The sequence below is a fragment of the Microbacterium sp. LRZ72 genome (assembly GCF_033792225.1).
Taxonomy (GTDB): domain Bacteria; phylum Actinomycetota; class Actinomycetes; order Actinomycetales; family Microbacteriaceae; genus Microbacterium.
In genome coordinates this window covers 164,289-188,433 of record NZ_JANGEX010000006.1, presented here as the reverse complement: position 1 = coordinate 188,433, position 24,145 = coordinate 164,289, and the positions used below count along the sequence as shown (strand labels likewise).

General features: G+C 69.1%; 19 protein-coding genes and 1 tRNA gene. 12 read left to right on the top strand and 8 right to left on the bottom strand.

All coding sequences use genetic code 11. From position 1 onward, the window contains the following. Both M4I32_RS09005 and M4I32_RS09000 read left to right on the top strand, forming a co-directional pair. A partial coding sequence (locus tag M4I32_RS09005) for an aldehyde dehydrogenase family protein (RefSeq protein WP_319034139.1) occupies positions 1-438 on the top strand: 438 nt, incomplete at its 5' end. 110 nt (positions 439-548) lie between these two features. Then, a complete protein-coding gene (locus tag M4I32_RS09000) occupies positions 549-2,480 on the top strand; it encodes an ABC transporter ATP-binding protein (RefSeq protein ID WP_319034138.1) in 1,932 nt (643 codons plus the stop codon). A gap of 138 nt (positions 2,481-2,618) precedes the next feature. Here M4I32_RS09000 and M4I32_RS08995 read toward each other — a convergent pair whose 3' ends face one another. Continuing rightward, a complete protein-coding gene (locus M4I32_RS08995) occupies positions 2,619-4,502 on the bottom strand; it encodes a phosphoenolpyruvate carboxykinase (GTP) (protein ID WP_319034137.1) in 1,884 nt (627 codons plus the stop codon). 104 nt (positions 4,503-4,606) lie between these two features. Here M4I32_RS08995 and M4I32_RS08990 point away from each other — a divergent pair, with 104 nt between their 5' ends. Next, positions 4,607-6,046 carry a helix-turn-helix domain-containing protein gene (locus M4I32_RS08990; RefSeq protein ID WP_319034136.1) on the top strand — a complete coding sequence of 480 codons (1,440 nt, stop codon included), beginning with the start codon at positions 4,607-4,609 and terminating at the stop codon, positions 6,044-6,046. Here the strand turns inward: M4I32_RS08990 and M4I32_RS08985 are convergent. The 3 genes from M4I32_RS08985 to M4I32_RS08975 form a co-directional block, all read right to left on the bottom strand. After that, positions 6,031-6,972 carry a DUF4436 family protein gene (locus M4I32_RS08985; protein WP_319034135.1) on the bottom strand — a complete coding sequence of 314 codons (942 nt, stop codon included), beginning with the start codon at positions 6,970-6,972 and terminating at the stop codon, positions 6,031-6,033. The genes M4I32_RS08990 and M4I32_RS08985 overlap by 16 nt on opposite strands. A gap of 49 nt (positions 6,973-7,021) precedes the next feature. Next, positions 7,022-7,588: an isochorismatase family protein gene (locus M4I32_RS08980; RefSeq protein ID WP_319034134.1), complete on the bottom strand. Its 567-nt coding sequence runs from the start codon at positions 7,586-7,588 to the stop codon at positions 7,022-7,024. A 73-nt stretch (positions 7,589-7,661) separates the two neighbouring features. Next, positions 7,662-9,551: an FAD-dependent monooxygenase gene (locus M4I32_RS08975; protein WP_319034133.1), complete on the bottom strand. Its 1,890-nt coding sequence runs from the start codon at positions 9,549-9,551 to the stop codon at positions 7,662-7,664. A gap of 139 nt (positions 9,552-9,690) precedes the next feature. On the opposite strand from M4I32_RS08975, the gene M4I32_RS08970 reads away from it, so the two are divergent. The 7 genes from M4I32_RS08970 to M4I32_RS08940 all read left to right on the top strand — a co-directional run bounded on the left by M4I32_RS08970 (position 9,691) and on the right by M4I32_RS08940 (position 16,964). Next, positions 9,691-10,395: an IclR family transcriptional regulator gene (locus tag M4I32_RS08970; protein ID WP_319034132.1), complete on the top strand. Its 705-nt coding sequence runs from the start codon at positions 9,691-9,693 to the stop codon at positions 10,393-10,395. Positions 10,396-10,502: 107 nt separating this feature from the next. Further along, positions 10,503-12,008: a fumarylacetoacetate hydrolase family protein gene (locus M4I32_RS08965; RefSeq protein WP_319034131.1), complete on the top strand. Its 1,506-nt coding sequence runs from the start codon at positions 10,503-10,505 to the stop codon at positions 12,006-12,008. Then, positions 12,005-12,748, top strand: a complete 744-nt coding sequence (locus M4I32_RS08960) for a GntR family transcriptional regulator (RefSeq protein ID WP_319034130.1) — start codon at positions 12,005-12,007, stop codon at positions 12,746-12,748. The genes M4I32_RS08965 and M4I32_RS08960 overlap by 4 nt, the downstream gene beginning before the upstream one ends. Before the next feature lie 15 nt (positions 12,749-12,763). Beyond that, complete coding sequence (gene hpaE, locus M4I32_RS08955; protein ID WP_319034129.1) at positions 12,764-14,287, top strand: 5-carboxymethyl-2-hydroxymuconate semialdehyde dehydrogenase; 1,524 nt, start codon at positions 12,764-12,766, stop codon at positions 14,285-14,287. Position 14,288: 1 nt separating this feature from the next. After that, the gene (gene hpaD, locus M4I32_RS08950; RefSeq protein WP_319034128.1) at positions 14,289-15,383 is read left to right on the top strand and encodes a 3,4-dihydroxyphenylacetate 2,3-dioxygenase; all 1,095 of its coding nucleotides are present in this window, start codon (positions 14,289-14,291) and stop codon (positions 15,381-15,383) included. 10 nt (positions 15,384-15,393) lie between these two features. Continuing rightward, complete coding sequence (hpaH, locus tag M4I32_RS08945) at positions 15,394-16,179, top strand: 2-oxo-hept-4-ene-1,7-dioate hydratase (RefSeq protein ID WP_319034127.1); 786 nt, start codon at positions 15,394-15,396, stop codon at positions 16,177-16,179. After that, positions 16,164-16,964 (top strand): HpcH/HpaI aldolase family protein, encoded by an 801-nt coding sequence (locus tag M4I32_RS08940; protein WP_319034126.1) that lies wholly within the window; start codon positions 16,164-16,166, stop codon positions 16,962-16,964. The genes hpaH and M4I32_RS08940 overlap by 16 nt, the downstream gene beginning before the upstream one ends. Here the strand turns inward: M4I32_RS08940 and M4I32_RS08935 are convergent. The 4 genes from M4I32_RS08935 to M4I32_RS08920 all read right to left on the bottom strand — a co-directional run bounded on the left by M4I32_RS08935 (position 16,958) and on the right by M4I32_RS08920 (position 21,896). Then, the gene (locus M4I32_RS08935) at positions 16,958-19,201 is read right to left on the bottom strand and encodes an MMPL family transporter (RefSeq protein WP_319034125.1); all 2,244 of its coding nucleotides are present in this window, start codon (positions 19,199-19,201) and stop codon (positions 16,958-16,960) included. The two genes, M4I32_RS08940 and M4I32_RS08935, sit on opposite strands and share 7 nt — an antisense overlap. Before the next feature lie 50 nt (positions 19,202-19,251). Further along, on the bottom strand, positions 19,252-19,647 hold the full coding sequence (locus M4I32_RS08930; protein WP_319034124.1) for a hypothetical protein: 396 nt from the start codon (positions 19,645-19,647) through the stop codon (positions 19,252-19,254). Positions 19,648-19,716: 69 nt separating this feature from the next. Further along, positions 19,717-21,381 carry a catalase gene (locus tag M4I32_RS08925; protein ID WP_319034123.1) on the bottom strand — a complete coding sequence of 555 codons (1,665 nt, stop codon included), beginning with the start codon at positions 21,379-21,381 and terminating at the stop codon, positions 19,717-19,719. Positions 21,382-21,820: 439 nt separating this feature from the next. Beyond that, positions 21,821-21,896, bottom strand: a tRNA-Thr gene (locus tag M4I32_RS08920). Between the two features lie 163 nt (positions 21,897-22,059). On the opposite strand from M4I32_RS08920, the gene M4I32_RS08915 reads away from it, so the two are divergent. Both M4I32_RS08915 and M4I32_RS08910 read left to right on the top strand, forming a co-directional pair. Beyond that, positions 22,060-22,356 (top strand): hypothetical protein, encoded by a 297-nt coding sequence (locus tag M4I32_RS08915; RefSeq protein ID WP_319034122.1) that lies wholly within the window; start codon positions 22,060-22,062, stop codon positions 22,354-22,356. A gap of 20 nt (positions 22,357-22,376) precedes the next feature. Further along, on the top strand, positions 22,377-24,062 hold the full coding sequence (locus M4I32_RS08910; RefSeq protein WP_319034121.1) for a LuxR C-terminal-related transcriptional regulator: 1,686 nt from the start codon (positions 22,377-22,379) through the stop codon (positions 24,060-24,062). Positions 24,063-24,145 lie beyond the last annotated feature (83 nt).

The following is a 24,145-nucleotide window of genomic DNA, read 5'->3' as shown; positions in this document are numbered from 1 at the left end:
GCCGACGTCCGCGAATACGGCACCCTCCCCACCGGCGACCTCGCCGGCGGGAACTTCCTCCGCCCCGCCCTGGTCATCAACCCGGCCAGCGACCTGCGCATCGTCACCCAGGAACAGTTCGGACCCGTGATCCCCATCATCGCGTTCGACACCGAAGACGAAGCCATCCACCTCGCCAACGACACCTGGGGCGGACTCTGCGGATCGGTCTGGACCGGCGACCACGACACCGCCACCCGCATCGGAAAACAACTCGAATGCGGCTACGTCTGGATCAACGACCACGGCGCGACCCGCCTGGACCTGCGCGCACCCTTCGGCGGAATGAAACAATCCGGCTACGGACGCGAACAAGGCATCCACGGCATCCGCGCCTTCCAAGACACCCACTCCCTCGCCACCATCGACACCGACGCACTCAACAACATGGCCCACTGACCGGCCGACGCAAGAAGGCCCGGGCCCCTCGCGGTCCGGGCCTTCTTGCATGCCGGGACGAAGTACGGTCGAGGGTGGGGTCGTGGCGACCCCGGAATCAGGACAGTCCCATGAGCACTCACACCTCGTCCCCGCCCGCCCGGCGACGCGGCCGTCGTACGCAGCCCGAGGGCCCTCGGGCCTCGTTCGGGCAGCTGCTGCCCTTCCTGTTCGAGCACAAGAAGGTGCTCGTGGTCGTCGCCGTGCTGAGCGTGCTCGGTGCCGTGGCCACCCTCGTGCAGCCGCTGCTCGTCGGAGAGGTCATCTCGCGGGTACAGCGCGAGCTGTCGCTCGGCGCGCTCGTCTGGCTGCTCGTGGGCTTCGTCGTGGTCTCGTCCGTCATCTCCGGCTATCAGCACTATCTGTTGCAGCGCACGGGCACGGCCGTCGTGTATTCGAGCCGCCGTAAGCTCATCTCGCGCATCCTGCACCTCCCTATCCGCGAATTCGACGCCCGCCGCACCGGTGACCTCGTCTCGCGGGTGGGCACGGACACCACCCTGCTCTACGCCGTGCTCACCCAGGGCCTGGCGGATGCGGTGGGCAACGCGCTCATCCTCGTGGGAGCCATCATCGCGATGCTCGTCATCGACCCGCTGCTGCTCGGCCTGATCGCCCTCGTCATCGGCACGTCCGTGGTGGTGGTCGTGCTGCTGAGCGGGCGCATCCGCACCGCCTCGACCGAGCAGCAGGAGCGTGTCGGGGAGATCGCCTCCGGCGTCGAGCGGGCGGTCGGGTCGATCCGCACGATCCGAGCCGCCGGGGCGACCGAGCGCGAAGTGGGCGCGATCTCGACCATGGCCACGAGCGCGTACCACGTCGGGGTGCGCATTGCGAAGGTCTCGGCGCTGGTCGTGCCGATCGCCGGCGTGGCCCTGCAGCTGTCGTTGCTCGCCGTCCTCGGCGTCGGCGGCTATCGGGTCGCCGCCGGCGCGATCTCGATCGCCGAACTCGTGACCTTCGTCATGTTCCTCTTCCTGCTGATCGCCCCGCTCGCGACCACGTTCGGCGCCATCACCAGCGTCAGCCAGGCGCTCGGGGCGCTCGGCCGCATCCAGGAGATCCTCGACCTGCCCCGCGAGGATGCCGACGACGCCGAGACCGATCGGAGTGCGGCGCACACCGCCGCGTCCACCGCCGGAACGTCAGCCGCCATCGCCTTCCGCGATGTGCGCTTTCGCTATCCCGACGCGGTCGTCGCCGCGCGCGAGCGCGCCGCGGCAGAGGCGCGCGCGGTGCTCGAGCAGGCGCACGTCGAGACCGTCTCCGCCGAGCCCGACGTGGAGGTGGCCCTCCCCCGCGAAGACACGGTCGCCGCGCGCCGCGACGTGCTGCGCGGCGTGAGCTTCGATGTCCCCCGCGGCGCGCGCGTCGCACTCGTCGGCCCGAGCGGCGCCGGCAAGAGCACCATCCTCGCGCTCATCGAGCGGTTCTACGACCCGACGGAGGGCGCCGTGCTGGTCGACGGCACCGACATCCGCGAGATGCCCCGCCTGGCCCTGCGGGCCCGTTTCGGGTACGTCGAGCAGGATGCGCCCACCCTCGCCGGCACGATCGCCGACAACCTGCGCCTGGGCTCGCCGCACGCGACGGATGCGGCCTGCGAGAGCGTGCTGCGCGAGGTGAACCTCGGTGAGGTGCTCGAGCGCAGCCCGCTCGGCATCGACGCTCCCGTCGGCGAGGACGGCGTGATGCTCTCCGGAGGCGAACGCCAGCGACTCGCCATCGCGCGCGCCCTGCTCGCGGCTCCCCCGATCCTGCTGCTCGACGAGTCGACGTCGTCGCTGGACGGCACGAACGAACGGCGGATGCGGGACGCCATCGACGCCGTCGCGCACGGCCGCACGCTGCTGGTCATCGCGCACCGCCTGTCGACGGTGATCGACAGCGACCTCATCATCGTGCTCGACCACGGCCGGGTGATCGGTCAGGGCACGCACGCACAGCTGCTCGACACGACGCCGCTGTACCGCGAACTCGCTCGCCACCAGCTGTTGGCGTGACGGCCCGGCGCCTCGTCCCGTCATGCGCGGACGCCGCGCGGCGCTCCGCATCTGCGAGACGCCATCGTTCGCGCGAGACATACCGCGATGCGGGGCGTCTCGAGCGAACGATGGTGTTTCGAACGGCAACCGGCCCGTTCAGCTGCTGGAGCGCGCCGCCTCCGCGAGCCGGTAGCGCAACGCGGCCAGCTCCGCCTGCAGCGGGGCCGGCACGCGTCCGTCGAAGGTCGCGTAGAACTGCTCCGTCAGATCCGCCTCGACCTTCCAGGTCTCGGGGTCGACGGCGAAGATCTCCTCGAGGTCGTCCTGTGCGACGTCGACGCCGTCCAGATTGAGCTCGGAGATCTCGGGGACACGGCCGATGGGCGTGTCGACGGCCCCGACGGTGCCGCGCAGCCGCCGCGCGATCCACTCGATGACGCGCACGTTGTCACCGAACCCGGGCCACAGGAAGCGCCCGTCGTCACCGCGACGGAACCAGTTGACCTGGAAGATGCGCGGCGCGCGGTCGAAACGCAGCTTCTGCCCCACGCTGAGCCAGTGACCGAAGTAGTCCGCCATGTTGTAGCCGCAGAAGGGCAGCATCGCGAACGGGTCGCGCCGCAGCTCGCCGACGGTGCCCTCGGCGGCGGCGGTGCGCTCGGATGAGATGTTCGAACCCATGAACACGCCGTGCGTCCAGTCCGTGGCCTCCACGACCAGCGGCACGTTGGTCGCGCGCCGACCGCCGAAGAGGATCGCGTCGAGCGGCACACCCTCGGGGGCGTCCCAATCGGGCGCGATCTGGGGGCACTGCCCGGCGCTCACGGTGAACCGGGAGTTCGGGTGCGCGGCCGGGCGGTCCATGTCGGGCGTCCAGGGGTTGCCCTGCCAGTCGGTGAGATGGGCCGGGGCGTCGTCCGTCAGGCCCTCCCACCAGACGTCGCCGTCGGGGCGCAGTGCCACGTTGGTGAAGATCGTGTTGCCCCAGAGGGTCTCGACCGCCGTGACGTTCGTCGACTCGCCGGTGCCTGGGGCGACGCCGAAGAATCCCGCTTCCGGGTTGATTGCCCAGAGCCGTCCGTCCTCGCCCGGACGCAGCCATGCGATGTCGTCGCCGAGCGTCTCGACCCGCCAGCCGGGGATGGTCGGACGGAGCATTGCGAGGTTGGTCTTGCCGCACGCCGAGGGGAACGCCGCCGCGATGTGGTACCGGTTGCCCTCGGGATCGATCACCCGGATGAGCAGCATGTGCTCGGCGAGCCACCCCTCGTCACGGCCGATGACCGAGGCGATCCGCAGCGCGAAGCACTTCTTGGCGAGGATGGCGTTGCCGCCGTAGCCGGAGCCGTAGGACCAGACCTCGAGCGTGTCGGGGAAGTGGACGATGTACTTCTCGTCGTTGCACGGCCAGGCGACATCCTCCTGCCCGGGCTCGAGCGGCGCGCCGACGGAATGCACCGTCTTGACCCAGGGCTCGCCTTCCGCGATCTTGCGGGTGACGTCGGCTCCGACGCGGGTCATGATGCCGATCGAGGCGACGGCGTACGGGCTGTCGGTGATCTGCACTCCGATGTGCGAGAGCGGTCCACCGACGGCGCCCATCGAGAAAGGCACGACGTACATCGTGCGACCGCGCATGCTGCCGGCGAAGATCTCGGTCATCGTGTCGCGCATCTCGGCCGGATCGGCCCAGTTGTTGGTGGGACCGGCGTCCTCCTGCCGCTCCGAGGCGATGAACGTGCGGCCCTCGGTGCGCGCGACATCGCCCGGGTGCGACCGGGCGAGGTAGGAGCCAGGACGCCACTCGGGGTTCAGCTTGATCAGCGTGCCGTCGTCGACCATCTGCCGCAGCAGCGCGTCGTTCTCCGCGGCGGAACCGTCGACCCAGTGGATGCGGTCGGGCTGCGTCAGCGTGGCGATCGCGTCGACCCACGCGTGCAGATCGGAGAGGCCGGGTTCGGGGGCGGGAGCCTGCCCGAACTCCGTCACGCGACGGTGAGCGGGGCCGGTGCGGCTGCGGAAGGTCTCTGCGAGGGCCATGGTGTCGCTCCGTTTCTCGAGTGGTTCTATTCCACACGATCGATCCGGATCCTTTCCCGACTTTCAAGGATTAAGAATCGTCATTCTTGCAATATGATCAAGGAATGGTCTCGAGCATCGAACTCACCACGCTGGGGCATCGCATCCGCCACCACCGCACGCAGGCGGGACTCACCCTCGACGAGCTGGGGACGCGCTGCGGTGTCGCAGGCAGCCAGCTGAGTCTGATCGAGAACGGAAAACGAGAGCCGAAGCTCTCACTCCTGCAGGCGATCGCCGATGCGACCGTCACCGAGGTCGGCGACCTGATCTCGGGCGAGCCGCCCAATCGGCGCGCCGCCCTCGAGATCGAACTCGACCGCGCGCAGGCGAGCCCGGTGTTCCGTCAGCTCGGCATCTCACCTGTCCGCGTGACCAAGGGCATGTCCGACGAGACCCTCGAGTCGATCCTCGGCCTGCACCGCGAGTTGCAGCGTCGCGAACGCGAGGCGATCGCCACGCCCGAGGAGGCCCGCCGGGCGAACACCGAGCTGCGCCTGCGGATGCGCGCGATCGACAACTACCTGCCCGAGATCGAACAGATCGCCGAGAAGCAGCTGCGACAGGCCGGACACACCTCGGGAGCCCTGACGCACCGCACGGTCAGCATCATGGCGGAGCGGCTGGGACTGGAGCTGATCTACGCGAACGATCTGCCCTCTTCGACCCGGTCGATCACCGACCTGGAGCACGGGCGCGTCTATCTGCCCCCGGCATCCATCCCCGGGGGGCACGGTCTGCGGTCGATGGCGTTGCAGGCGATGGCCCACCGCCTGCTCGGCCATACGCGACCGACCGACTACGCGAACTTCTTGCAGCAGCGGCTCGAGATCAACTACTTCGCGGCGTGCTGTCTGATGCCCGAGGGCAATGCGGTGGCGTTCCTGAAGCAGGCGAAGAAGGACCGCAACCTGGCGGTCGAGGACTTTCGCGATGCCTTCGGCGTGACGCACGAGGCCGCGGGCATGCGCATGTCGAACCTGATGACGCAGCACCTGGGGATCAAGCTGCACTTCTTGCGGGCCGACCACAATGGCACGCTCCAGCGCGTATACGAGAACGACGGCCTGCCTCTGCCGATGGACGTCACGGGCTCGGTGGAAGGCCAGGTGGCGTGTCGCCGGTTCGCCGCACGCAGCGCCTTCGCTCAGCAGAACCGCACGACGGAGCACTACCAGTACACCGACACCCCGGGGGGGACGTTCTGGTGCTCGACCCAGACGGGCACGACCACGGACGGGGAGTTCTCGATCACCGTGGGCGTTCCCTTCGACGACGCCCGATGGTTCCGCGGGCGAGAGACGACGGTGCGTGCCACCTCGGCGTGCCCCGACGAATCGTGCTGCCGCCGGCCCTCCCGCGACCTCATCGAGCGTTGGGAGGGTAAGGCGTGGCCCTCGGCCCGCGTGCACACGCAGATGTTCTCACCGCTGCCGCGCGGGGCCTTTCCCGGTGTCGACGACTCCGAGGTGTACGCCTTTCTGCAGCGTCACGCCGAGGGCTGAGCCGGAGCGTGCGTGTGCCGCAGCCACGCGGCGACGTAGAGCGCAAGCCCGCCGACCAGTCCGACGAACACCCACAGCACGATGAGGTAGTCGATCCACGACCCGATGGGCGGCGCGTCGGGCAGGAACGTGCGCAGGGGAATCGTCGCGAAGAGCATGGCGGCGATCCAGCCGAGAAAGTCGGGCTCGACGCGGCGGCGTCCGATGAACACCGTGACGGCGACGATCAGCACCAAAACGGGCATGACGATCATCAGGCCGAGCAGCACGATGCCGAATGCGACGGTCGATCCGGAGCGGTCCGCGCTGAACACGACGGCGCGAAGCTCCTCGTCGTCGGCCTGAGGTTGGACGACGTCCGCGTCCTCTCCCTCGGACTCGAGAACGCCGCCCTCGCCCATCAGACCCTCCTGGGCCGCGATATTCCAGCCCGCCACCTTGCCTTCGGCATACACCTGCGTCGGCAGCAGCTCGGGCTCGCCGTCGACCATGCGGTAGGCCAGCGGAGCGATCAGGCCCTGGTGGGTGTCGAACGGCCACGCCTCGACCGACCCCTCTGTGATCACCTCGACGCTCGTGCGACCCGAGAAGCGATCCGGGCTGTACTCGATCGTGCGCTCGCCGTCCACCCCGAACAGCACGACCGTGAGTGTCTCGTCGGGCGCGAGCCCATCGCCCGCTGCGCCCGCGTTCGCGAGTTCGACCGACACCGTGATGCGGTCCGCGACAGCATCCACCGCGGTCGGCTCGACGACGAGCAGCACGGCGTCGGGATCGGCGATGAAATCCTCGGTGGTCTCGACCTGCCCGCTCTGGGCGTACAGGACGATGACCGCCGCGTAGACGAGCGCGAACAGCGCCGCCACGAGGACCGCCACCCGCACGCTCCGTCGCCGCCACAGGGGGACGGGTGGGGGCGCGGTCACAGGGGCAAGTCTTGCAGATGCCCTGGCGAGACCTGCCGGGGACGCACCCTCAGGAGATCTCTGCCCCCGCGTGACCCAGCTCGGCGAGGGCGCGTTCACTCGTCTCGGGCGTCACTCCCGCGATCAAGTGCGTGAGCACCCGCACGTGCCGTCCGTGCTCGATCGCATCGAGCACGGAGGCACGCACGCAATGATCGGTGGCGATGCCCACGACGTCGACGTCGATGACGCCGTGGGTCTCGAGCAGCTCGCCCACTGTGCGCCCTTCTTCGGTCGCGCCCTCGTAGAGCGAGTAAGCGGGCACGCCCTGGCCCTTCTTGACGTGGTGCGTCACCGCCGACGTGTCGAGGCCCGGGTCGTACTCGGCACCCTCGCTCCCCGCGACGCAGTGCACCGGCCACGTGTCGACGAAGTCCGGCTCGCCGGCGAAGTGGCCGCCGTTGTCGTTGTCGCCGTCGTGCCAGTCGCGCGACGCGATGATGATCTCGTACTCGTCGGCGTGGTCCTTCAGATGGGCGGTGATGCCCTCGGCGACGGCGTCGCCGCCGTCCACACCGAGGGCACCGCCCTCCGTGAAGTCGTTCTGCACGTCGACGATGAACAGTGCGGCGCTCATGTCTCGAGCGTACGCGCGGTGCGGTGCGCATCTCTAGAGCGGGTCGCGTCCGTCCCCGGCGCCGCAACCGCCACTACGCCGGCGAGCCGCTCATGACTCGCTCGAAGAATGTCGCGAGTTCGGCGGTGGACGCCAGTGGCAGGACCGTTGCGACGTATTGGTCGGGGCGAACGACGACCACGACGCCCGCGTCGGTCAGCTCGCGCTCCACGAAGATGTCGGCATCGCTCCACGCGCTCGGTCGCGCGGCGTACACCTTCTCCCAGTCCGTCAGCCCGAGGGCCCCGGTCTTCGGCACGAAGACCTCGGGAACACGGTTGATGTCGACGTCCTCGAAGGGCTTCGGGTAGATCACCTTCACGTCGAAGACGGCGTCGAGGTCGGCGCCCGCGGGCGTGTGCCGCGCGATCGGCGCGTTCGGCGATCCCATCCACGCCGCCCACGCATCGAGTGCGGGCGAGGCATCGGGTGCGTCGGCGAAGGCGTAGACCCGCCAGCGCCCATCGGCGCGGGCGTGGTGTCCCAGGTGCACGACGTTGCCGTCGCAGACGCGGACGACCTCGACGGACGTGAAGCGCTTGCCGACGGGGAAGCCGGGGGCGAGGTGCTGGTGCGTGGCGTCGCCGATCACCGTCGACGGACCGTACTGCGTCATGAAGCCGGACGGGAACTCGGCGGTCGCCAGATAGTACGTGGCGAGGTCCTGCGGGTCCGAGATCTCGCCCGGCTTGCGTGCCATCAGCGACGACCATTCGCGGTCGAAGTCGATCAGCTGCTGGGCGACGGGCTGCCGCTCGGACGAGTAGGTGTGCAGAAGTGAGTCGGGACTGAGCCCCGTGAGGACGTGCCCGAGCTTCCAGCCCAGGTTGAAACCGTCCTGCATCGACACGTTCATTCCCTGGCCGGCCTTCGCGCTGTGGGTGTGGCACGCGTCGCCGGTGAGGAAGACCCGCGGCGAGCGCTCATCGCCTTCCGGCACGTCGTCGAACTTGTCGGTGACGCGATGACCGACCTCGTAGACGCTGTGCCACGCGACCTGCTTCACATCGATCGAGTAGGGATGCAGGATGGCGTTGGCCTGGCGGATGATCTCCTCGATCGGCGTCTGCCGCACACGGTGGTCATCGTCGGCCGCGACCTCGCCGAGATCGATGTACATGCGACTGAGGTACCCGCCCTCGCGCGGGATGTGCAGGATGTTTCCCGCCGACGAGTTGATCGCGCACTTGGTGCGCCAGTCGGGGAAGTCGGTGTTGACGAGCACATCCATGACGCCCCACGCGTGCGCCGCGAACTCGCCCACGTGCTTGCGGCCGATCGCCTCGCGTACGCCGCTGCGGGCGCCGTCGCACCCGACGACGTATTTGGCGCGGACGATCCGCTCCTGGCCGGCGCGTTCCCCCGCGACGTGGCGCAGCCGCACCTCGACGGGGTACTCCCCCGTCTCAGCCACCGTAAGCCCGAGGAACTCGATGCCGTAGTCCGGGACGATGCGGCCGGGCCCGTTGCGCGCGGCCTCCGCGAAGTAGTCGAGAACGCGCGCCTGGTTCACGATCAAGTGCGGGAACTCGCTGATCTTCAGCGCGTAGTCCTCCGTGCGGGAGGTGCGGATGATGTTCTGCGGGTTCTCGGGATCGGGCCCCCAGAAGTTCATGTAGGCGATGTTGTACGCCTCGGCCACGATGCGCTCCGCGAATCCGAACGCCTGAAAGGTCTCGACGCTGCGCGGCTGGATGCCATCGGCCTGGCCTAGAACGAGGCGCCCGTCCCGGCGCTCGATGATCCGCGTCGTCACGCCCGGGAACTGCGACATCTGTGCGGCAAGGAGCATGCCCGCGGGCCCCGAGCCGACGATCAGCACGTCCAGCTCATCGGGCACGTCGGCCGGGCGGTCGAGGCCGGTGCCGGCGGCGTCCTGCACGCGCGGGTCGGCCGACACGTAGCCGTGATGGTGGAACTGCATGAGATGTCCTCCCCGGACGACGATGTCAAGGCGGATGGAGCGCTTGCCACGCACCCTGTGATGTTCTATATTCGAACATAGCGTTCTTCTAACGAACAGAGCCTAGGTGCCGCGTGGCGCGTGCGCAACGGGAGGGAACATGGCCACGAATACGCCGCCCGCCTCCCAGACCCTGAGCCGCGGCATCCGGATCCTCGAATTGCTCGCCGACGCTCGCGGCTCGCTGACGATCGATCAGGTCGCGCAGAGACTCACCGTGCACCGCTCCGTGGCATACCGACTGCTGCGCACTCTCGAGGACCACGGACTCGTCACACGTGACGATGCGGGACGCGTCGAGCTGGGTGCGCGGATGGCGGCCCTCGCCGCGGGTGTGGCGCACGACCTGCAGGCTGAAGCGATCCCCGAGCTGACGGCGGCGGCCAACGATCTCGGCATGACGTGTTTTCTCGTCGTGCTCGACCGCGACGAGTGCGTGACGCTCGTGAGTGTGGAGCCGCGGCACGCCCTCGCCTCGGTTGCGCAGCGGCCCGGTACCCGCCACCCGGTGAGCGTCGGGGCCCCGGGCAAGGCGATCCTCTCCGCCCTCCCGCCCGCGCTCTGGCCGGCCGATCTGCCCGCGGCGGCACGCGAGGACGTCGCGCAGGCGGTCGCGCTCACCTACGCCACGAGCCACGACGAGGTCATCCCGACCCTCCGTTCCGTCGCCGTGCCCCTGACGCTCCGCGGTCGGCAGCCGTGTGCGATCGCCGTCGTCTATGTGGCGAGCGCACACGAGACACCCTCCATCGCGGCGCGACTGAGGCTGTGCTCGACGGCGGTCCGCGACGCCCTCGGAGGCTGACGACGCCCGGTGAGGGCCTCGACGCCGGAATTCCCTCATCTGCACTGCCCCTTGCCCGAATCCGCGGATCGTATATGATTTAAGATACGACTGCAGCGAGGGAGCTCATGACACAGACGACGGACGTCACACCGGAAGGTTTCGGCGCACTGCCCGTCCGGCCGGGCAAGATCATCGCCGTGCACCTGAGCTACGCGTCACGCGCCGACCAGCGCGGCCGGCGCCCCGCGAACCCCTCGTACTTCTTCAAGCCGGCCAGTTCCATCGCGAGCAGTGGCGGGACGGTCGAACGCCCCGCCGGCACCGAATTGCTCGCGTTCGAGGGTGAAATCGCACTCGTCATGGGCACCACCGCGCGCCGGGTCGCCGTCGACGAAGCGTGGGCGAGCGTGGGCTGGGTCACCGCCTCGAACGATCTCGGGGTCTACGACCTCCGTGCCGCAGACAAGGGCTCGAACGTGCGCTCCAAGGGCGGGGATGGTTTCACCCCGCTCGGTCCGGAGCTGATCGACGCGCGGATGGTCGACCCGGCGGCATTGCGCATCCGCACCTGGGTCAACGGCGAGGTCGCGCAGGCCGACACCACGGCCGACCTCATCTTTCCCCTCGCCCGGATCGTCGCCGATCTCTCGCAGCACTTCACCCTCGAGCCCGGAGATGTGATCCTCACCGGAACGCCCGCCGGCTCCAGCGTCATCCGGCCCGGCGACGTCGTCGAGGTCGAAGTGGATGCGCCATCCGCCGACGGATCGCCCACCTCCGGCCGTCTCGTCACCACCGTGACCGAGGGCACGCAGCCCTTCGATGCCGAGATCGGCGACCTCCCCGCCGTCGACGATGCTCAACGAATCGACGCCTGGGGGTCCCGCGAGGCCGCGGGCCTCCCGGCGGCGGCAGACGCTTCCGCCCCGCAGCCCGTGCTCGACCCCGATCTGCGCGCAAAGCTCGAGCGCGCACCCACGGCCGGACTTTCGGCTCAGCTGCGCAAGCGAGGGCTGAACGCCGTCGTGATCGAAGGCGTTCGGGCGCTGGGCCACGACGCGCGACTCGTCGGCAGGGCCAAGACGCTGCGCTTCGTGCCCTTCCGCGAGGACCTCTTCGCCTCGCACGGCGGCGGTTTCAATGCCCAGAAGCGCGCCTTCGACGCGGTGGAGCCCGGTGAAGTCATCATCATCGAGGCGCGCGGCGAGACGGAATCGGGCACGCTCGGTGACATTCTGGCGCTGCGGGCCCTCGCGCGCGGCGCGGCCGGCGTCGTCACCGACGGCGGGGTACGCGACGCCCAGATCGTCGCCGCGTGCGGACTGCCGGTGTTCGCCGCGGGCCCGCATCCTGCCGTGCTCGGCCGCCGGCATGTGCCGTGGGAGTCGGACGTGGCCATCGCGTGCGGCGGCGCGACGGTGCTCCCCGGCGATGTCATCGTCGGCGATGGGGACGGCGTGGTCGTGATCCCCGCCGCGATCGTCGAGGACGTCGTCGACGACGCGCTCGCCCAGGAAGAGGAGGACACCTGGATAGCGGCGCGCGTCGAAGAGGGACATGCGGTCGACGGGCTCTTCCCGCTCGGCAAGGAGTGGCGCGCCCGGTACGAGGCCGAACGAGGCGCGCCGTGACGATCGAGGTCGGCTCGCTCCGGCACGAGGAACGCTCCGGCGCGGATGGGCCGGCTCTCAAGGCGTCCGACGGCGGGGAGAGCAAGTCGGAGCGGGCCTACACCTGGCTGCGCGAGCGGATCGCGACCCGCGACTTCAGCCCGGGCTATCGCCTTGTACTCGCGCCCCTCGCGGCAGAGCTCGGCATGAGCGTCGTGCCCGTGCGCGAGGCGATCCGTCGCCTCGAAGCGGAGGGACTCGTGACGTTCGAGCGCAACGTCGGGGCACGGGTCACCCTCGTCGACGCCGAGGAGTACATTCACACGATGCAGACGCTCGGCCTCGTGGAAGGTCTGGCGACGGCGCTCTCGGCACCTCTGCTCACGACGACGGACCTCGACCGCGCCCTTGCCGTCAACGACAGGATGACCGCTCTCCTCGAGCGGTTCGATCCGCACGCCTTCACCGAGTTGAACCGCGAATTCCACGAGATCCTCTACGCGCCCTGCCCGAACCCGCACATCCTCGACCTGGTCGGACGCGGCTGGTCCCGCCTGTCGAGCCTGAGAGACACCATCTTCGCGTTCGTCCCCGGGCGCGCTCAGCACTCGGTCGAGGAGCACGCACAGATCGTCGAGCTCATCTCCGCCGGAGCTGATCCCCTCGAGATCGAGTTGGCGGCGCGCCAGCACCGGTGGTCGACGATGTCGGCCTTCCTCGCATCGCGGACGCCCCCGGCATCCACTCCCCCGTCTGCCTGAAACGTAAGGAAACTCATGAGCGACACCGCAACCGCACCGGCGAGCCGCCCCATCCCGGCGAACCTGCCCACGAGCATCCAGCACTACATCGACGGCGAGTTCGTCGACAGCATCGACGGCGGGACCTTCGAGGTGCTCGACCCGGTGACGAACGAGACGTACGTGCGCGCGGCGGCCGGCAAGAAGGCCGATATCGACCGCGCCGTCGCCGCCGCGCGTCGCGCCTTCACCGAGGGACCCTGGCCGCGGATGCTCCCCCGCGAGCGCTCGCGCGTGCTCCACAAGATCGCCGACATCGTCGAGTCCCGCGACGCCCGACTGGCCGAGCTCGAATCGTTCGACTCGGGCCTGCCGATCACCCAGGCGCTCGGTCAGGCCCGTCGCGCGGCGGAGAACTTCCGCTTCTTCGCCGACCTGATCGTGGCGCAGGCCGACGACGCGTTCAAGGTTCCGGGCCGGCAGATGAACTACGTCAACCGCAAGCCGATCGGCGTCGCAGGCCTCATCACACCGTGGAACACGCCGTTCATGCTCGAGTCGTGGAAACTCGGACCAGCCCTCGCGACCGGCAACACGGTCGTGCTGAAGCCCGCCGAGTTCACGCCCCTCTCGGCCTCGCTGTGGGCGGGGATCTTCGAAGAGGCAGGGGTGCCGCAGGGCGTCTTCAACCTCGTGAACGGACTCGGAGAGGATGCCGGCGACGCGCTGGTGAAGCATCCGGACGTCCCCCTCATCTCGTTCACGGGCGAGAGTTCGACGGGCCAGCTGATCTTCGGCAACGCCGCTCCCCATCTCAAAGGACTCTCGATGGAGCTCGGCGGCAAGTCGCCCGCGGTCGTGTTCGCCGACGCCGACCTCGAGGCCGCGATCAACGCGACCATCTTCGGCGTCTTCTCGCTCAACGGCGAGCGCTGCACGGCCGGCAGCCGCATCCTCGTCGAGCGGAGCGTCTACGACGAGTTCGTCGAGCGGTACGCGGCCCAGGCATCCCGTGTCGTCGTCGGCTACCCGCACGACCCGAAGACCGAGGTGGGGGCGCTCGTGCACCCCGAGCACTTCGACAAGGTCATGAGCTACGTCGAGATCGGCAAGACCGAGGCGCGCCTGGTCGCCGGCGGCGGTCGCCCCGAGGGCTTCCCGGCCGGCAACTTCGTCGCGCCGACGGTGTTCGCGGACGTCTCGCCCGACGCCCGGATCTTCCAGGAGGAGATCTTCGGCCCGGTCGTGGCGATCACGCCGTTCGACACTGAGGAAGAGGCACTCGCCCTGGCCAACAACACCCGCTACGGCCTGGCCGCCTACGTGTGGACGAACGACCTGCGGCGGGCGCACAACTTCTCCCAGTCGATCGAAGCCGGGATGGTCTGGCTGAACTCCAACAACGTCCGGGACCTCCGCACCCCCTTCGGCGGCGTGAAGGCGTCGGGTCTCGGCCACGAGGGCGGCTACCGCTCGATCGATTTCTACACCGACCAGCAGGCCGTGCACATCACGCTCGGCGAACCCCACAACCCGACCTTCGGCAAGCAAGGACACTGACATGACCGCCCCGATCCCCACCCCCGCCGCAACGCCCCCCGACATCCTGCGCTGCGCCTACATGGACCTCGTCGTGACGGATCTCGCGCGCTCACGCGAGTTCTACGTCGATGTCCTCGGGCTCGTCGTGACCGAGGAGGACGACGATGCCGTCTACCTCCGCTCGTTCGAGGAGTTCATCCACCACAACCTGGTGCTGCGTAAGGGCCCGGTCGCCGCCGTGGCCGCATTCTCGTACCGTGTCCGCAGTCCCGAAGAGCTCGACGCCGCCGTCGCCTTCTACACCGAGCTCGGCTGCCGCGTCGAGCGTCGCGCCGAGGGCTTCACCAAGGGCATCGGCGACTCTGTGCGAGTCGAGGACCCGCTCGGCTTCCCCTACGAGTTCTTCTACGACGTCGAGCACGTCGAGCGCCTCGCCTGGCGCTACGACCTCTACACGCCCGGCGCCCTCGTGCGCCTCGACCACTTCAACCAGGTCACCCCCGACGTGCCGCGCGCAGTGGCGTACATGGAAGACCTCGGCTTCCGCGTGACCGAAGACATCCAGGACGAGGCGGGCACGAGCTACGCGGCCTGGATGCGACGCAAGCCCACCGTGCACGACACGGCCATGACCGGGGGCGACGGGCCCCGCATGCACCACGTCGCGTTCGCCACGCACGAGAAGCACAACATCATCGCCATCTGCGACAAGCTCGGAGCCCTCCGTCGCTCGGATGCGATCGAGCGCGGTCCCGGCCGGCACGGCGTCTCGAACGCGTTCTACCTGTACCTGCGCGACCCCGACGGGCACCGGGTCGAGATCTACACGCAGGACTACTACACGGGCGACCCCGACAACCCTCGCGTGACCTGGGACGTGCACGACAACCAGCGCCGTGACTGGTGGGGGAACCCGGTCGTGCCCAGCTGGTACACCGAGGCGTCCCTGGTACTCGACCTTGACGGCAGACCGCAGCCGCTGGCCTCGCGCACCGACGAGTCCGAGATGGACGTCACGATCGGCGCGGACGGGTTCTCGTACACTCGGCCCGAGGACAAGGACGAACTGCCCAGCTGGAAGCAGGGCGAGTACAAGCTGGGCAACCAGCTGTGAGGCGGCACGGATGCTGAACCCGGAGGCGATCGCGGCGATCGCGGACGAACTGGCCGAGGCCGACCGAACGCGGAGCGTGATCCCGAGGATCACGGCGCGGCATCCGAATGCGACGGTCGAGGACTCGTACGCGATTCAGGGGGTCTGGCGCGACAAGAACATCGCCGCCGGGCGTCGGCTCGTCGGTCGCAAGATCGGGCTCACCTCGAAGGCGATGCAGCAGGCCACGGGCATCACCGAGCCGGACTACGGCGTGATGTTCGACGACACCGTCTGGCAGACCGGGGCCACGATCCCGTTCGACGACTTCTCGAACGTCCGGATCGAGGTGGAGCTCGCGTTCGTGCTGAAAGACCCGCTCGAGGGTCCCAACTGCACGCTGTTCGACGTGCTACGTGCGACGGAGTACGTCACTCCGGCGCTCGAGGTGCTGAACTCGCACATCGAGCTCGACGGACGCACGATCGTCGACACGATCAGCGACAACGCGGCGTACGGCGGGATGGTCCTCGGAGGCATCCCGATGCGTCCCGATCAGATCGACCTGCGGTGGGTCTCGGCGCTGCTCTATCGGAACGAGACGATCGAAGAGACCGGCGTCGCGGCGGGCGTGCTGAATCACCCTGCGACGGGCGTCGCGTGGCTCGCGAACAAGTTCCACCAGCACGGGGCGCGCCTCGAGGCCGGCGAGATCATCCTCGCGGGCTCGTTCACACGACCTATGTGGGTCTCGCGCGGCGACAGCGTCCTGTGCGACTACGGACCGATGGGAACGATCACGTGCCGCTTCACCTGACACCGACCTTCCGCGAGCACCTCGCCGAGGCGTCCCGGCCCCTCGCGGGGATGTGGCTGTGCTCGGGCAGCACGCTCGCAGCCGAGATCTGCGCCGGTGCGGGCCTGGACTGGCTTCTCATCGACATGGAGCACTCCCCGCAGGGCCTCGAGTCGGTGCTCGCGCAGCTGCAGGTCGTCGCGGCCTACTCCGCGACCCCGGTCGTGCGGGTCGCCTCGGACGACGCCGTGAACATCAAGCAGGTGCTCGACCTCGGCGCGCAGAACCTCCTCGTGCCGATGGTCTCGACGACGGCGCAGGCCGAGCAGCTGGTCCGGGCGGTGCGATACCCGCCCCGCGGCATCCGGGGCGTCGGCAGCGCGCTCGCTCGCTCTGCGCGTTGGAACCGGGTGCCCGGCTACCTGACGAGCGCCGATGAGCACGTTTCGCTCTTCGTCCAGATCGAGAACACCGCGGGGGCCGGGAGCGCGGCGGACATCGCTGCTGTCGACGGGGTGGACGGAGTCTTCGTGGGGCCCTCCGATCTCGCCGCCTCGATGGGAGTGCTCGGCCAGCAGACGCATCCGGATGTCGTGGCCACCGTTCTCTCGGTGTTCGCCGCCGTCCACGCCGCCGGCAAGCCGGTCGGGGTCAACGCCTTCGATCCCGCACAGGCACAGGCCTACCTCGACGCCGGCGCGGACTTCGTGCTCGTCGGAGCCGACGTGGCGGTCCTCGCACGAGGCTCTGAAGCCCTCGCAGCGCGCTACCTGCCCGCCGACCCCGAGGTGCGTCAAAGCTACTGACGCGTCGTCGCGTCCTCCTCACGGCGTGCGAGCCGGCTCGGCCACCAGATCGCCCGCCCGATGTCGTACGAGAGCGCCGGCACCAGGAGCGATCTGACCACGAAGGTGTCGAGCAGCACGCCGAACGCCACGATGAAGGCGATCTGGGCGAGGAACAGGATCGGGATGACGCCGAGCGCGGCGAACGTGGCCGCGAGCACGAGCCCGGCCGACGTGATCACCCCACCCGTGGCGACGAGGCCGCGCAGGATGCCGGGGCGGGTGCCGTGCCGCAGCGATTCCTCCCGCACGCGGGTCATCAAGAAGATGTTGTAGTCGATCCCCAGAGCGACGAGGAAGACGAACCCGTAGAGGGGCACGGCCGGATCGGCGCCGGGAAAGCCCAGAACGTTATTGAAGACGAGGGCACTGACCCCCAGCGCGGCGCCGAACGAGACGATGACGGTCGCGATCAGCAGCACCGGTGCGAGCACCGATCGCAGCAGCAGCATCAGGATGATGAGGATCACGACGAGCACGATCGGGATGATGAGCGTGCGGTCACGGATCGACGTCTCGTTGGTGTCGAGCGCGACGGCGGTGACCCCGCCCACCAGCGCGGTGCCCTCGCCGAGCTCGTCCGCCAGTCCGGCACGCAGTGTCTGCACCGTCTGCTCGGCCGCGAGCGAGTCCGCGGCATCCGAGAGCGTCGCCTGCAGCAGCACGTCACCGTCCGAGGTGGTCGGCGTCGGCTGCGGCGCACCCGGCGGGCCCGGGGCGGTGAGGACCGGCTCGCCGTCCTCGATCGTCACGCTCGCCTGGCCGGTCGCGGAGTCCTCCGAGGCGACGGCGACATCCTCGACGCCCTCCTGTGCATCGAGCACCGTGACCGCCCCGGCGACCTCACCCTCGGGCACGATGATGTAGGCGGGACTGCCGGAGCCATCGGGAAAGTGCTCGGCGAGCACATCCTGCCCCTCCCGGGCCTGAGAGTAGCCGAGCACGAGGTCGCTGGAGGAGACCCCCTCCGCCTTGAACTGCAGCGCCGCGACGCTGGCGCCGAGCAGCAGGACGGTGCAGACGATCCAGATCGGGCGAGCGCGACGCGACACCAGCCGGGCCGTCGCCGGCCAGACGCCCTTGGCGTCGGCGACCGGATCAGCCGTCTCGCTGACGGGCTTCGGGATGAAGGGCCAGAAAGCGACGCGACCGAACATCGCCAGCAATGCGGGCAGAAAGGTCAACGCCGCGAGCATCGCGAAGACGATGCCGATCGACGCGATCGGACCGAGCGCGCGGTTGGTGGCCAGGTCCGAGAGAAGCAGGCAGAGCAGGCCGGCGATCACGGTTCCGCCGGAGGCGAGGATCGGCTCGAACGATCCGCGCCATGCCGCGAGGGCGGCGTCCCACCGTCCTCTCCCGTGCGCGAGCGCTTCTCGAAAGCGGGCCACATAGAGAAGGGCATAGTCGGTCGCCGCGCCGATCACGAGGATGAAGAGGATGCCCTGAACCTGGCCGTTGAGCACGACGATGCCGGCGTAGGCCAACCACCACACGGTCAGCAGCGCCACGCAGAGGGCGAACACGGAAGAGGCCAGGACGAGCAGCGGCAGGAGCGGGGAACGATAGACGACGATGAGGATGACGAACACGGCGCCGAGGGCGACGAGAAGGAGCAGCCCGTCGATTCCGAGGAAGCCCTCCGTCAAGTCGGCGGTGAAGCCGGCCGGGCCCGTGACCCAGCCCTCGAGGCCCGCGGGCAGGGCCGCCACCGCCTCGCGCAGCTGCGTGACGCTCTCGCGCACCTCGGCGTCGGAGTCGACGGGGACGAAGATCTGTGCGGCCTCGCCGTCCTCCGAGGGCACGGGTGGTGAGACATCCCCCGCGACGCCCTCGACCTGCGCGAGCTCATCGGCCAGCGCCGTCAGCTCGGCGAGCTGATTCTCGTTGAGCGCGCCGTCGGCCGTCGTGACGACGACGACCGCCGGGATGGTGTCGTCACCGAGGAAATCCGGCAGGCGCTCCTGAACCTGGGTCGCATCCGCGCTCTCGGGCAGGAACGAGGACTGATCGTTCGTCGAGACCTCGTCGACCTTGCCGAAGTAGGGGCCCCCGACCGAGCCGCCGATGACCCATACCAGGATCAGCAGGGTCGGGATGCCGATGCGCAGCCACCGGGTCGGTCCACGACGTGCCGGGGCATCCGTTGTCGCCGTCGACGTGCGTTCGCGCCGGGACCGCCGTGTCTCACCAGTCATGATCGCTAGCTTAGCTAGCGAAATGCGCGACCGCCAGCAGCAATCGCGACTCAGACATCGAGCATCACCGGAATCCATCCCACGAGGAACGCGGCGATGCCGATCGCCAGGAGCAGCAATCCCAGCCGCAGCAGGAACCGGGCGGCATGCGAGCGCCTGTGGAAGCGCATGCGATGGCGCCGCCCACGCAGATAGAAGATGTCGGCCATGTCGCGACCGGCGAGTCGCTCGAGGTCGAACGGTGAGATCCGCGCCTCGTCCACCGATCCGTCGTCGCCGAACCAGCGCACGACGTGACCGCTGTCACCGCGTTCAACGACGGCTCGGGCCGCGACCCAATCATCGTCGAGCAGACGCACGACCAGGCCGGCCAGCAGCAGGACGACCCCGAACCCCACCCCGATCCACGTGAAGATCTCGGCGATGAGTCCCACCGAGTCGGCCACAGCTCACACATTAGCGGGCCCCCGCCCTGCCGACGCTTCACGCGGGGAGGACGGCACGCCGGCGCTCGCTCAGCGCTCGATCACCACGTGCTCGTTCGGCACGACATGGGTCATCGTCAGTCCCGTCACGTCACGCGGGCCGTTCGCGCCCAGGTTGCCGAGGCGGGCCAGCTCGTCGTCGTTCAGCGTCTGAGACTGCAGCGGCGCGAGACCCTTCACCTCGTCGACCGTGATGCCGAGCCCTTCGCCCACGCGCAGTCCGAGCTCGTCGTCGGCCATCAGGAAGTGCCACACCATCCTCTGCTGCACCTCGGGCGCGGCCTGGCCGATGAGGTCGACGAAGTTGGCGACGAGGTCGTCCTTCTCCCACTGCTCCATGAGCTGGTAACGCTGACCCGCCTGCGTGTAGTCATTCGTGCGGGGAATGCGCTTGCGGGTCAGACGCCCGGTGATCTGCGGCCCCTGCTCGTCGTGCGTCGGATACTCCCCCTCACGCAGTCCGCCGGTGATTGACGGTTCGTAGTTGACGTGCGGGTTCTGCCCCTCGCCCAGGTCGACGCCGTACGACATCGAGCCGCCGCGCTGGTTGGTGGCCACGGTCGCGTTCTTCGCGCGGTTGACGGGCAGCTGCAGGTAGTTGGGGCCCACGCGGTAGCGCTGGGTGTCGGAGTACGAGAACGTGCGACCGACGAGCATCTTGTCGTCCGAGAAGTCGAGCCCGTCGACGAGCACCCCCGTGCCGAACGAGATCTGCTCGTTGTCGTTGTGGTGGTCCGACACGTTGCTCGTCAGCGTCATCGTGCCGACGAGCTGGGGCTCGAACTCGTTCTCGGGCCACACCTTGGTGTCATCGAGCGGGTCGAAGTCGAGCTCGGGATGCTCGTCGTCGCTCATCAGCTGCACGTACAGGTCCCACTGGGGGTACTCGCCAGCCTCGATCGACTCGTACAGGTCCTTCGACGCGTGGCCGAGGTCGCCGGCCTGGATGTTGGCGGCATCCGCCTCGGTGAGGCTCTTCACCCCCGCACGGGGGATCCAGTGGTACTTCACCAGGTGCGTCTCGCCCTGTGCGTTGACCCACTTGTAGGTGTTCACCCCGAAGCCCTGCATGGTGCGGTAGTTGGCCGGGATGCCGCGCGGACTGAAGAGGTTCACCAGCATGTGCATCGACTCGGGCGTCTGCGACATGAAGTCGAAGATGCGCGCCGGCTCCTGCCGGAAGGTGACCGGATCGGGCTTGAGCGAGTGGATCACGTCGGGGAACTTGATCGCGTCGCGGATGAAGAACACCGCGAGGTTGTTGCCCACGAGATCCCAGTTGCCGTCCTCGGTGTAGAACTTGATGGCAAATCCCCGCGGGTCACGCGCGGCCTCGGACGAGTCGCGGCCGCCGATGACGGTTGAGAATCGGATCGCGAGGTCGGTCTTCTTGCCGGGGCTGTTGAACAGCTTCGCGCGCGTGTACTTCGCGATCGGCTCGTCGCCCCATCTGCCGGTCGCCTCGAACGTGCCGAAGGCGACCGCGCCGCGGGCGTGCACGACCCGCTCGGGGATGCGCTCCCGATCGAAATGGCTGATCTTCTCGAGGAACTGGTAGTTCTCGAGCGTCGCCGGCCCCCGCGAGCCCACGGTGCGGGAGTTCTGGTTGTCGTAGACCTCATGGCCCTGGCGGTTGGTGAGGATCGGACCGCCCTCGTCGCGGGGCGCGGATCCTCGGTCGGCAGCATCGCTCATCAGATGTCCCTTCGTCGCGTCGTCAGGTGACTTCAGCGACAAACGCTACGCGGCATGCCGAAAACGCGACAGCGGTTGCAAAAAGGAGCGGAGCCACCTAGAGGGCAGTCCACTGCACGGCGCCGGTTCACCGGCGGGACTCTGCCTCGATGATATCCGTCACGTCGATCGGCTGGGTCGGCGGCAGGTGGAGGTCGGAGGGACCGACGACCGGGCCGACGATTTGTGCGGGGGTTGAAGCGTTCATGATGCTCCTTGGCGAAGTGGACGAGTAGCCGGGATACTCATCGTTCACCTCGCGGCGCGGCTCTCTCAGGGCCGAAGGTCCTGCCCGCCGGTTGAGGGCACGAGTCGCAAGTCACGTATCGCCCGCCCGCGGCGGAGGCGGACTTCTCCTCATGAAGAGTTCACAGATGACCGGGATCACGAAACGGTGCGGTGGAGCCACCTAAGGGAATCGAACCCTTGACCTATTCATTACGAGTGAATCGCTCTGCCGTCTGAGCTAAGGTGGCGCGTGCCTCGCTCGCGCAATGCACAAGCATCGATCTTACAGGTTCGCGGCGGTCGCCGCGAACGCGGCAGAACGGTCTGGGGGGGCCGAATGATGCAGGCCGCGGCCGGGTTTGCACCACTCGCCCGATGCCGCCGCGGCATCCGCTTTCGTAGCGTGCAGGCATGGATCCGTTCGCGCTGGCAGGAGTCGTATCGACGGCGCTGTTCGCCGTCGCGAATCTGCCGATGGTGGTGCGCGCGGTGCGCACCCGGGATCTCACGTCGTACAGCCCCTCTTCACTGCTGATGGGCAATGCGGCGAATCTGGTGCACACGTTCTACGTTGCCAGCCTGCCGCCTGGCCCCATCTGGGCGCTGCATGCCTTCTATCTGGTGAGCATGGGACTCATGCTGGCTCTCTGGCTGCGCTTCGCGCGCGCCCCCGTCCACTCCCGCCAAGATCGCCCCGACGCCTCGTGAACGCGGCGGTACCCTGGAGCATGGCCGAGCCCGGCGTCGCACTGCGCGAAGGCCGGCGCGCCTACGACGCGGCCGACTGGCAGGCGGCTCGAGAGCACCTGGAAGCGGCTCGAGAGCGCGCCCCCCTCGATGCCGACGACGTGGCCCGGCTCGCCCGCGCTTCGTGGTGGCTGGGAGACGTGCCCGACGCGGTGAGATGCTCCGAGGACGCATTCCGGGCGCTGCAGGCCACGGGACGCGACGTGGATGCCGCGACGACCGCCCTGCAGCTGTCGTTGCTCTGGTTCACCCGCGGTGACCTCACCGTCGGTGAGGCCTGGCTGGGCCGTGCGCGCCGCATCCTGACGGAGGTCGAGGAGTGCCGCGCCCACGGCTACCTGCTCTATCTCGAGACATCCATGGCGTTCGTCGACGACGGCGAAGCGTGGGCGGATGCGGCGGTCGCGCGCATCACCGCCCTTGCCGAGCGCTTTCCCGATCCCGTGCTGCGCTCGCTGAGCCTCGTCGTCACCGGAATGTCGCACCTGCGACGGGGCGGCACCGCCGAGGGGTTCGCCCTGCTCGACGAGGCGATGCTGTCGGTGCTCGCCGGCGAGCTGCCGGGGGAATGGGCCGGCGACGTGTACTGCACGACGATCCACCTGTGCCACGGGCTCGCCGACTTCCGCCGCATGGAGGACTGGACCGCGGCGACCGAGCGGTGGTGCCGTCAGTTCGGCAGCGACGCGATCTACACCGGGGTGTGCCGCATCCATCGCCTCGAGCTGCTCAGCGCGCGCGGTGCATGGGCGGATGTCGAGGAGCACCTCGACCGCGAGAGCACGACCCTGCGGTCGGGCAGCCTCTGGATCGCGGGCGGCGGCTTCTACCAGCTGGGCGAGATCCGGCGCCTGCGCGGCGACGTCGAAGGCGCCCGCGCCGCCTACGCGAGCGCCCGCGAGGCCTACATCGACCCGCAGCCGGGAGAGGCGCTGCTGGCGCTGCATGAGAACGATCTCGAGCGCGCGTGGGACGGGATCGCACGGGCGCTCGACCACGCCGACCGGCTGAACCGCGTGCGACTGCTGCGCGCAGCGGTCGAGATCGCCCTCGCGACCGGGCGTCGTGCGGAGGCTGCCGCCTTCAGCTCGGAGCTGTCGGCCTCGGCGGAGCGCTACGGCTCGGCCGGCTTCTCCGCGTGGGCGGCCCACGCTCGCGGCATGCTCGCCGTCGCCGACGCCGACACCGCGGCGGCCGTGCGCGAGCTGCGGGCCGCGGTCGCCGCCTACCGTCGGGAGCGCCTTCCGCACGACTGCGCCCACGCGCTCGCCTGGCTCGGCCGGGCCTGTGAGCGCGCCGGCGAACACGATTCCGCCGCGCGCGAGCGGAGCGAGTCCGACGCCATCCTCGAGCGCCTCGGCGCCGAACGGCCGATCCCCACGCGCCTCCCCGCGGAGCAGGCTCCCTCCCTCGGGCCGCTGACCACCCGCGAGGCGGAGGTGCTCGCCTGCATCGCCGAGGGCGCGAGCAACCGCGAGGCCGCGCAGCGCCTCTTCATCAGCGAGAAGACGGTGGGACGTCATCTCGCGAACATCTATCTCAAGCTCGACGTCGTTTCGCGAACGGCGGCCGCGGCGTGGTGGCACGGTGCACGCCACAATGCACGCCACGATGCACGCGACGACGCACGCCACGATGCACGCCACGACGGGTCGGCCCGGCGGTGACGTGCATCATTCACCCCATCCCGCCCGCGGGCGGATGCAGCTTCCGGCCGAGGCGGCCGGACACCGCGCATCCGTAGCGTCGG

Bases quoted from the DNA above. Each gene is read 5' to 3' on its own strand.
- M4I32_RS09000 (WP_319034138.1), top strand. From the start codon at position 549: ATGAGCACTCACACCTCGTCCCCGCCCGCCCGGCGACGCGGCCGTCGT.
- M4I32_RS08995 (WP_319034137.1), bottom strand. From the start codon at position 4,502: ATGGCCCTCGCAGAGACCTTCCGCAGCCGCACCGGCCCCGCTCACCGT.
- M4I32_RS08990 (WP_319034136.1), top strand. From the start codon at position 4,607: ATGGTCTCGAGCATCGAACTCACCACGCTGGGGCATCGCATCCGCCAC.
- M4I32_RS08980 (WP_319034134.1), bottom strand. From the start codon at position 7,588: ATGAGCGCCGCACTGTTCATCGTCGACGTGCAGAACGACTTCACGGAG.
- M4I32_RS08975 (WP_319034133.1), bottom strand. From the start codon at position 9,551: ATGCAGTTCCACCATCACGGCTACGTGTCGGCCGACCCGCGCGTGCAG.
- M4I32_RS08970 (WP_319034132.1), top strand. From the start codon at position 9,691: ATGGCCACGAATACGCCGCCCGCCTCCCAGACCCTGAGCCGCGGCATC.
- M4I32_RS08965 (WP_319034131.1), top strand. From the start codon at position 10,503: ATGACACAGACGACGGACGTCACACCGGAAGGTTTCGGCGCACTGCCC.
- hpaE (WP_319034129.1), top strand. From the start codon at position 12,764: ATGAGCGACACCGCAACCGCACCGGCGAGCCGCCCCATCCCGGCGAAC.
- hpaD (WP_319034128.1), top strand. From the start codon at position 14,289: ATGACCGCCCCGATCCCCACCCCCGCCGCAACGCCCCCCGACATCCTG.
- hpaH (WP_319034127.1), top strand. From the start codon at position 15,394: ATGCTGAACCCGGAGGCGATCGCGGCGATCGCGGACGAACTGGCCGAG.
- M4I32_RS08935 (WP_319034125.1), bottom strand. From the start codon at position 19,201: ATGACTGGTGAGACACGGCGGTCCCGGCGCGAACGCACGTCGACGGCG.
- M4I32_RS08925 (WP_319034123.1), bottom strand. From the start codon at position 21,381: ATGAGCGATGCTGCCGACCGAGGATCCGCGCCCCGCGACGAGGGCGGT.
- M4I32_RS08915 (WP_319034122.1), top strand. From the start codon at position 22,060: ATGGATCCGTTCGCGCTGGCAGGAGTCGTATCGACGGCGCTGTTCGCC.
- M4I32_RS08910 (WP_319034121.1), top strand. From the start codon at position 22,377: ATGGCCGAGCCCGGCGTCGCACTGCGCGAAGGCCGGCGCGCCTACGAC.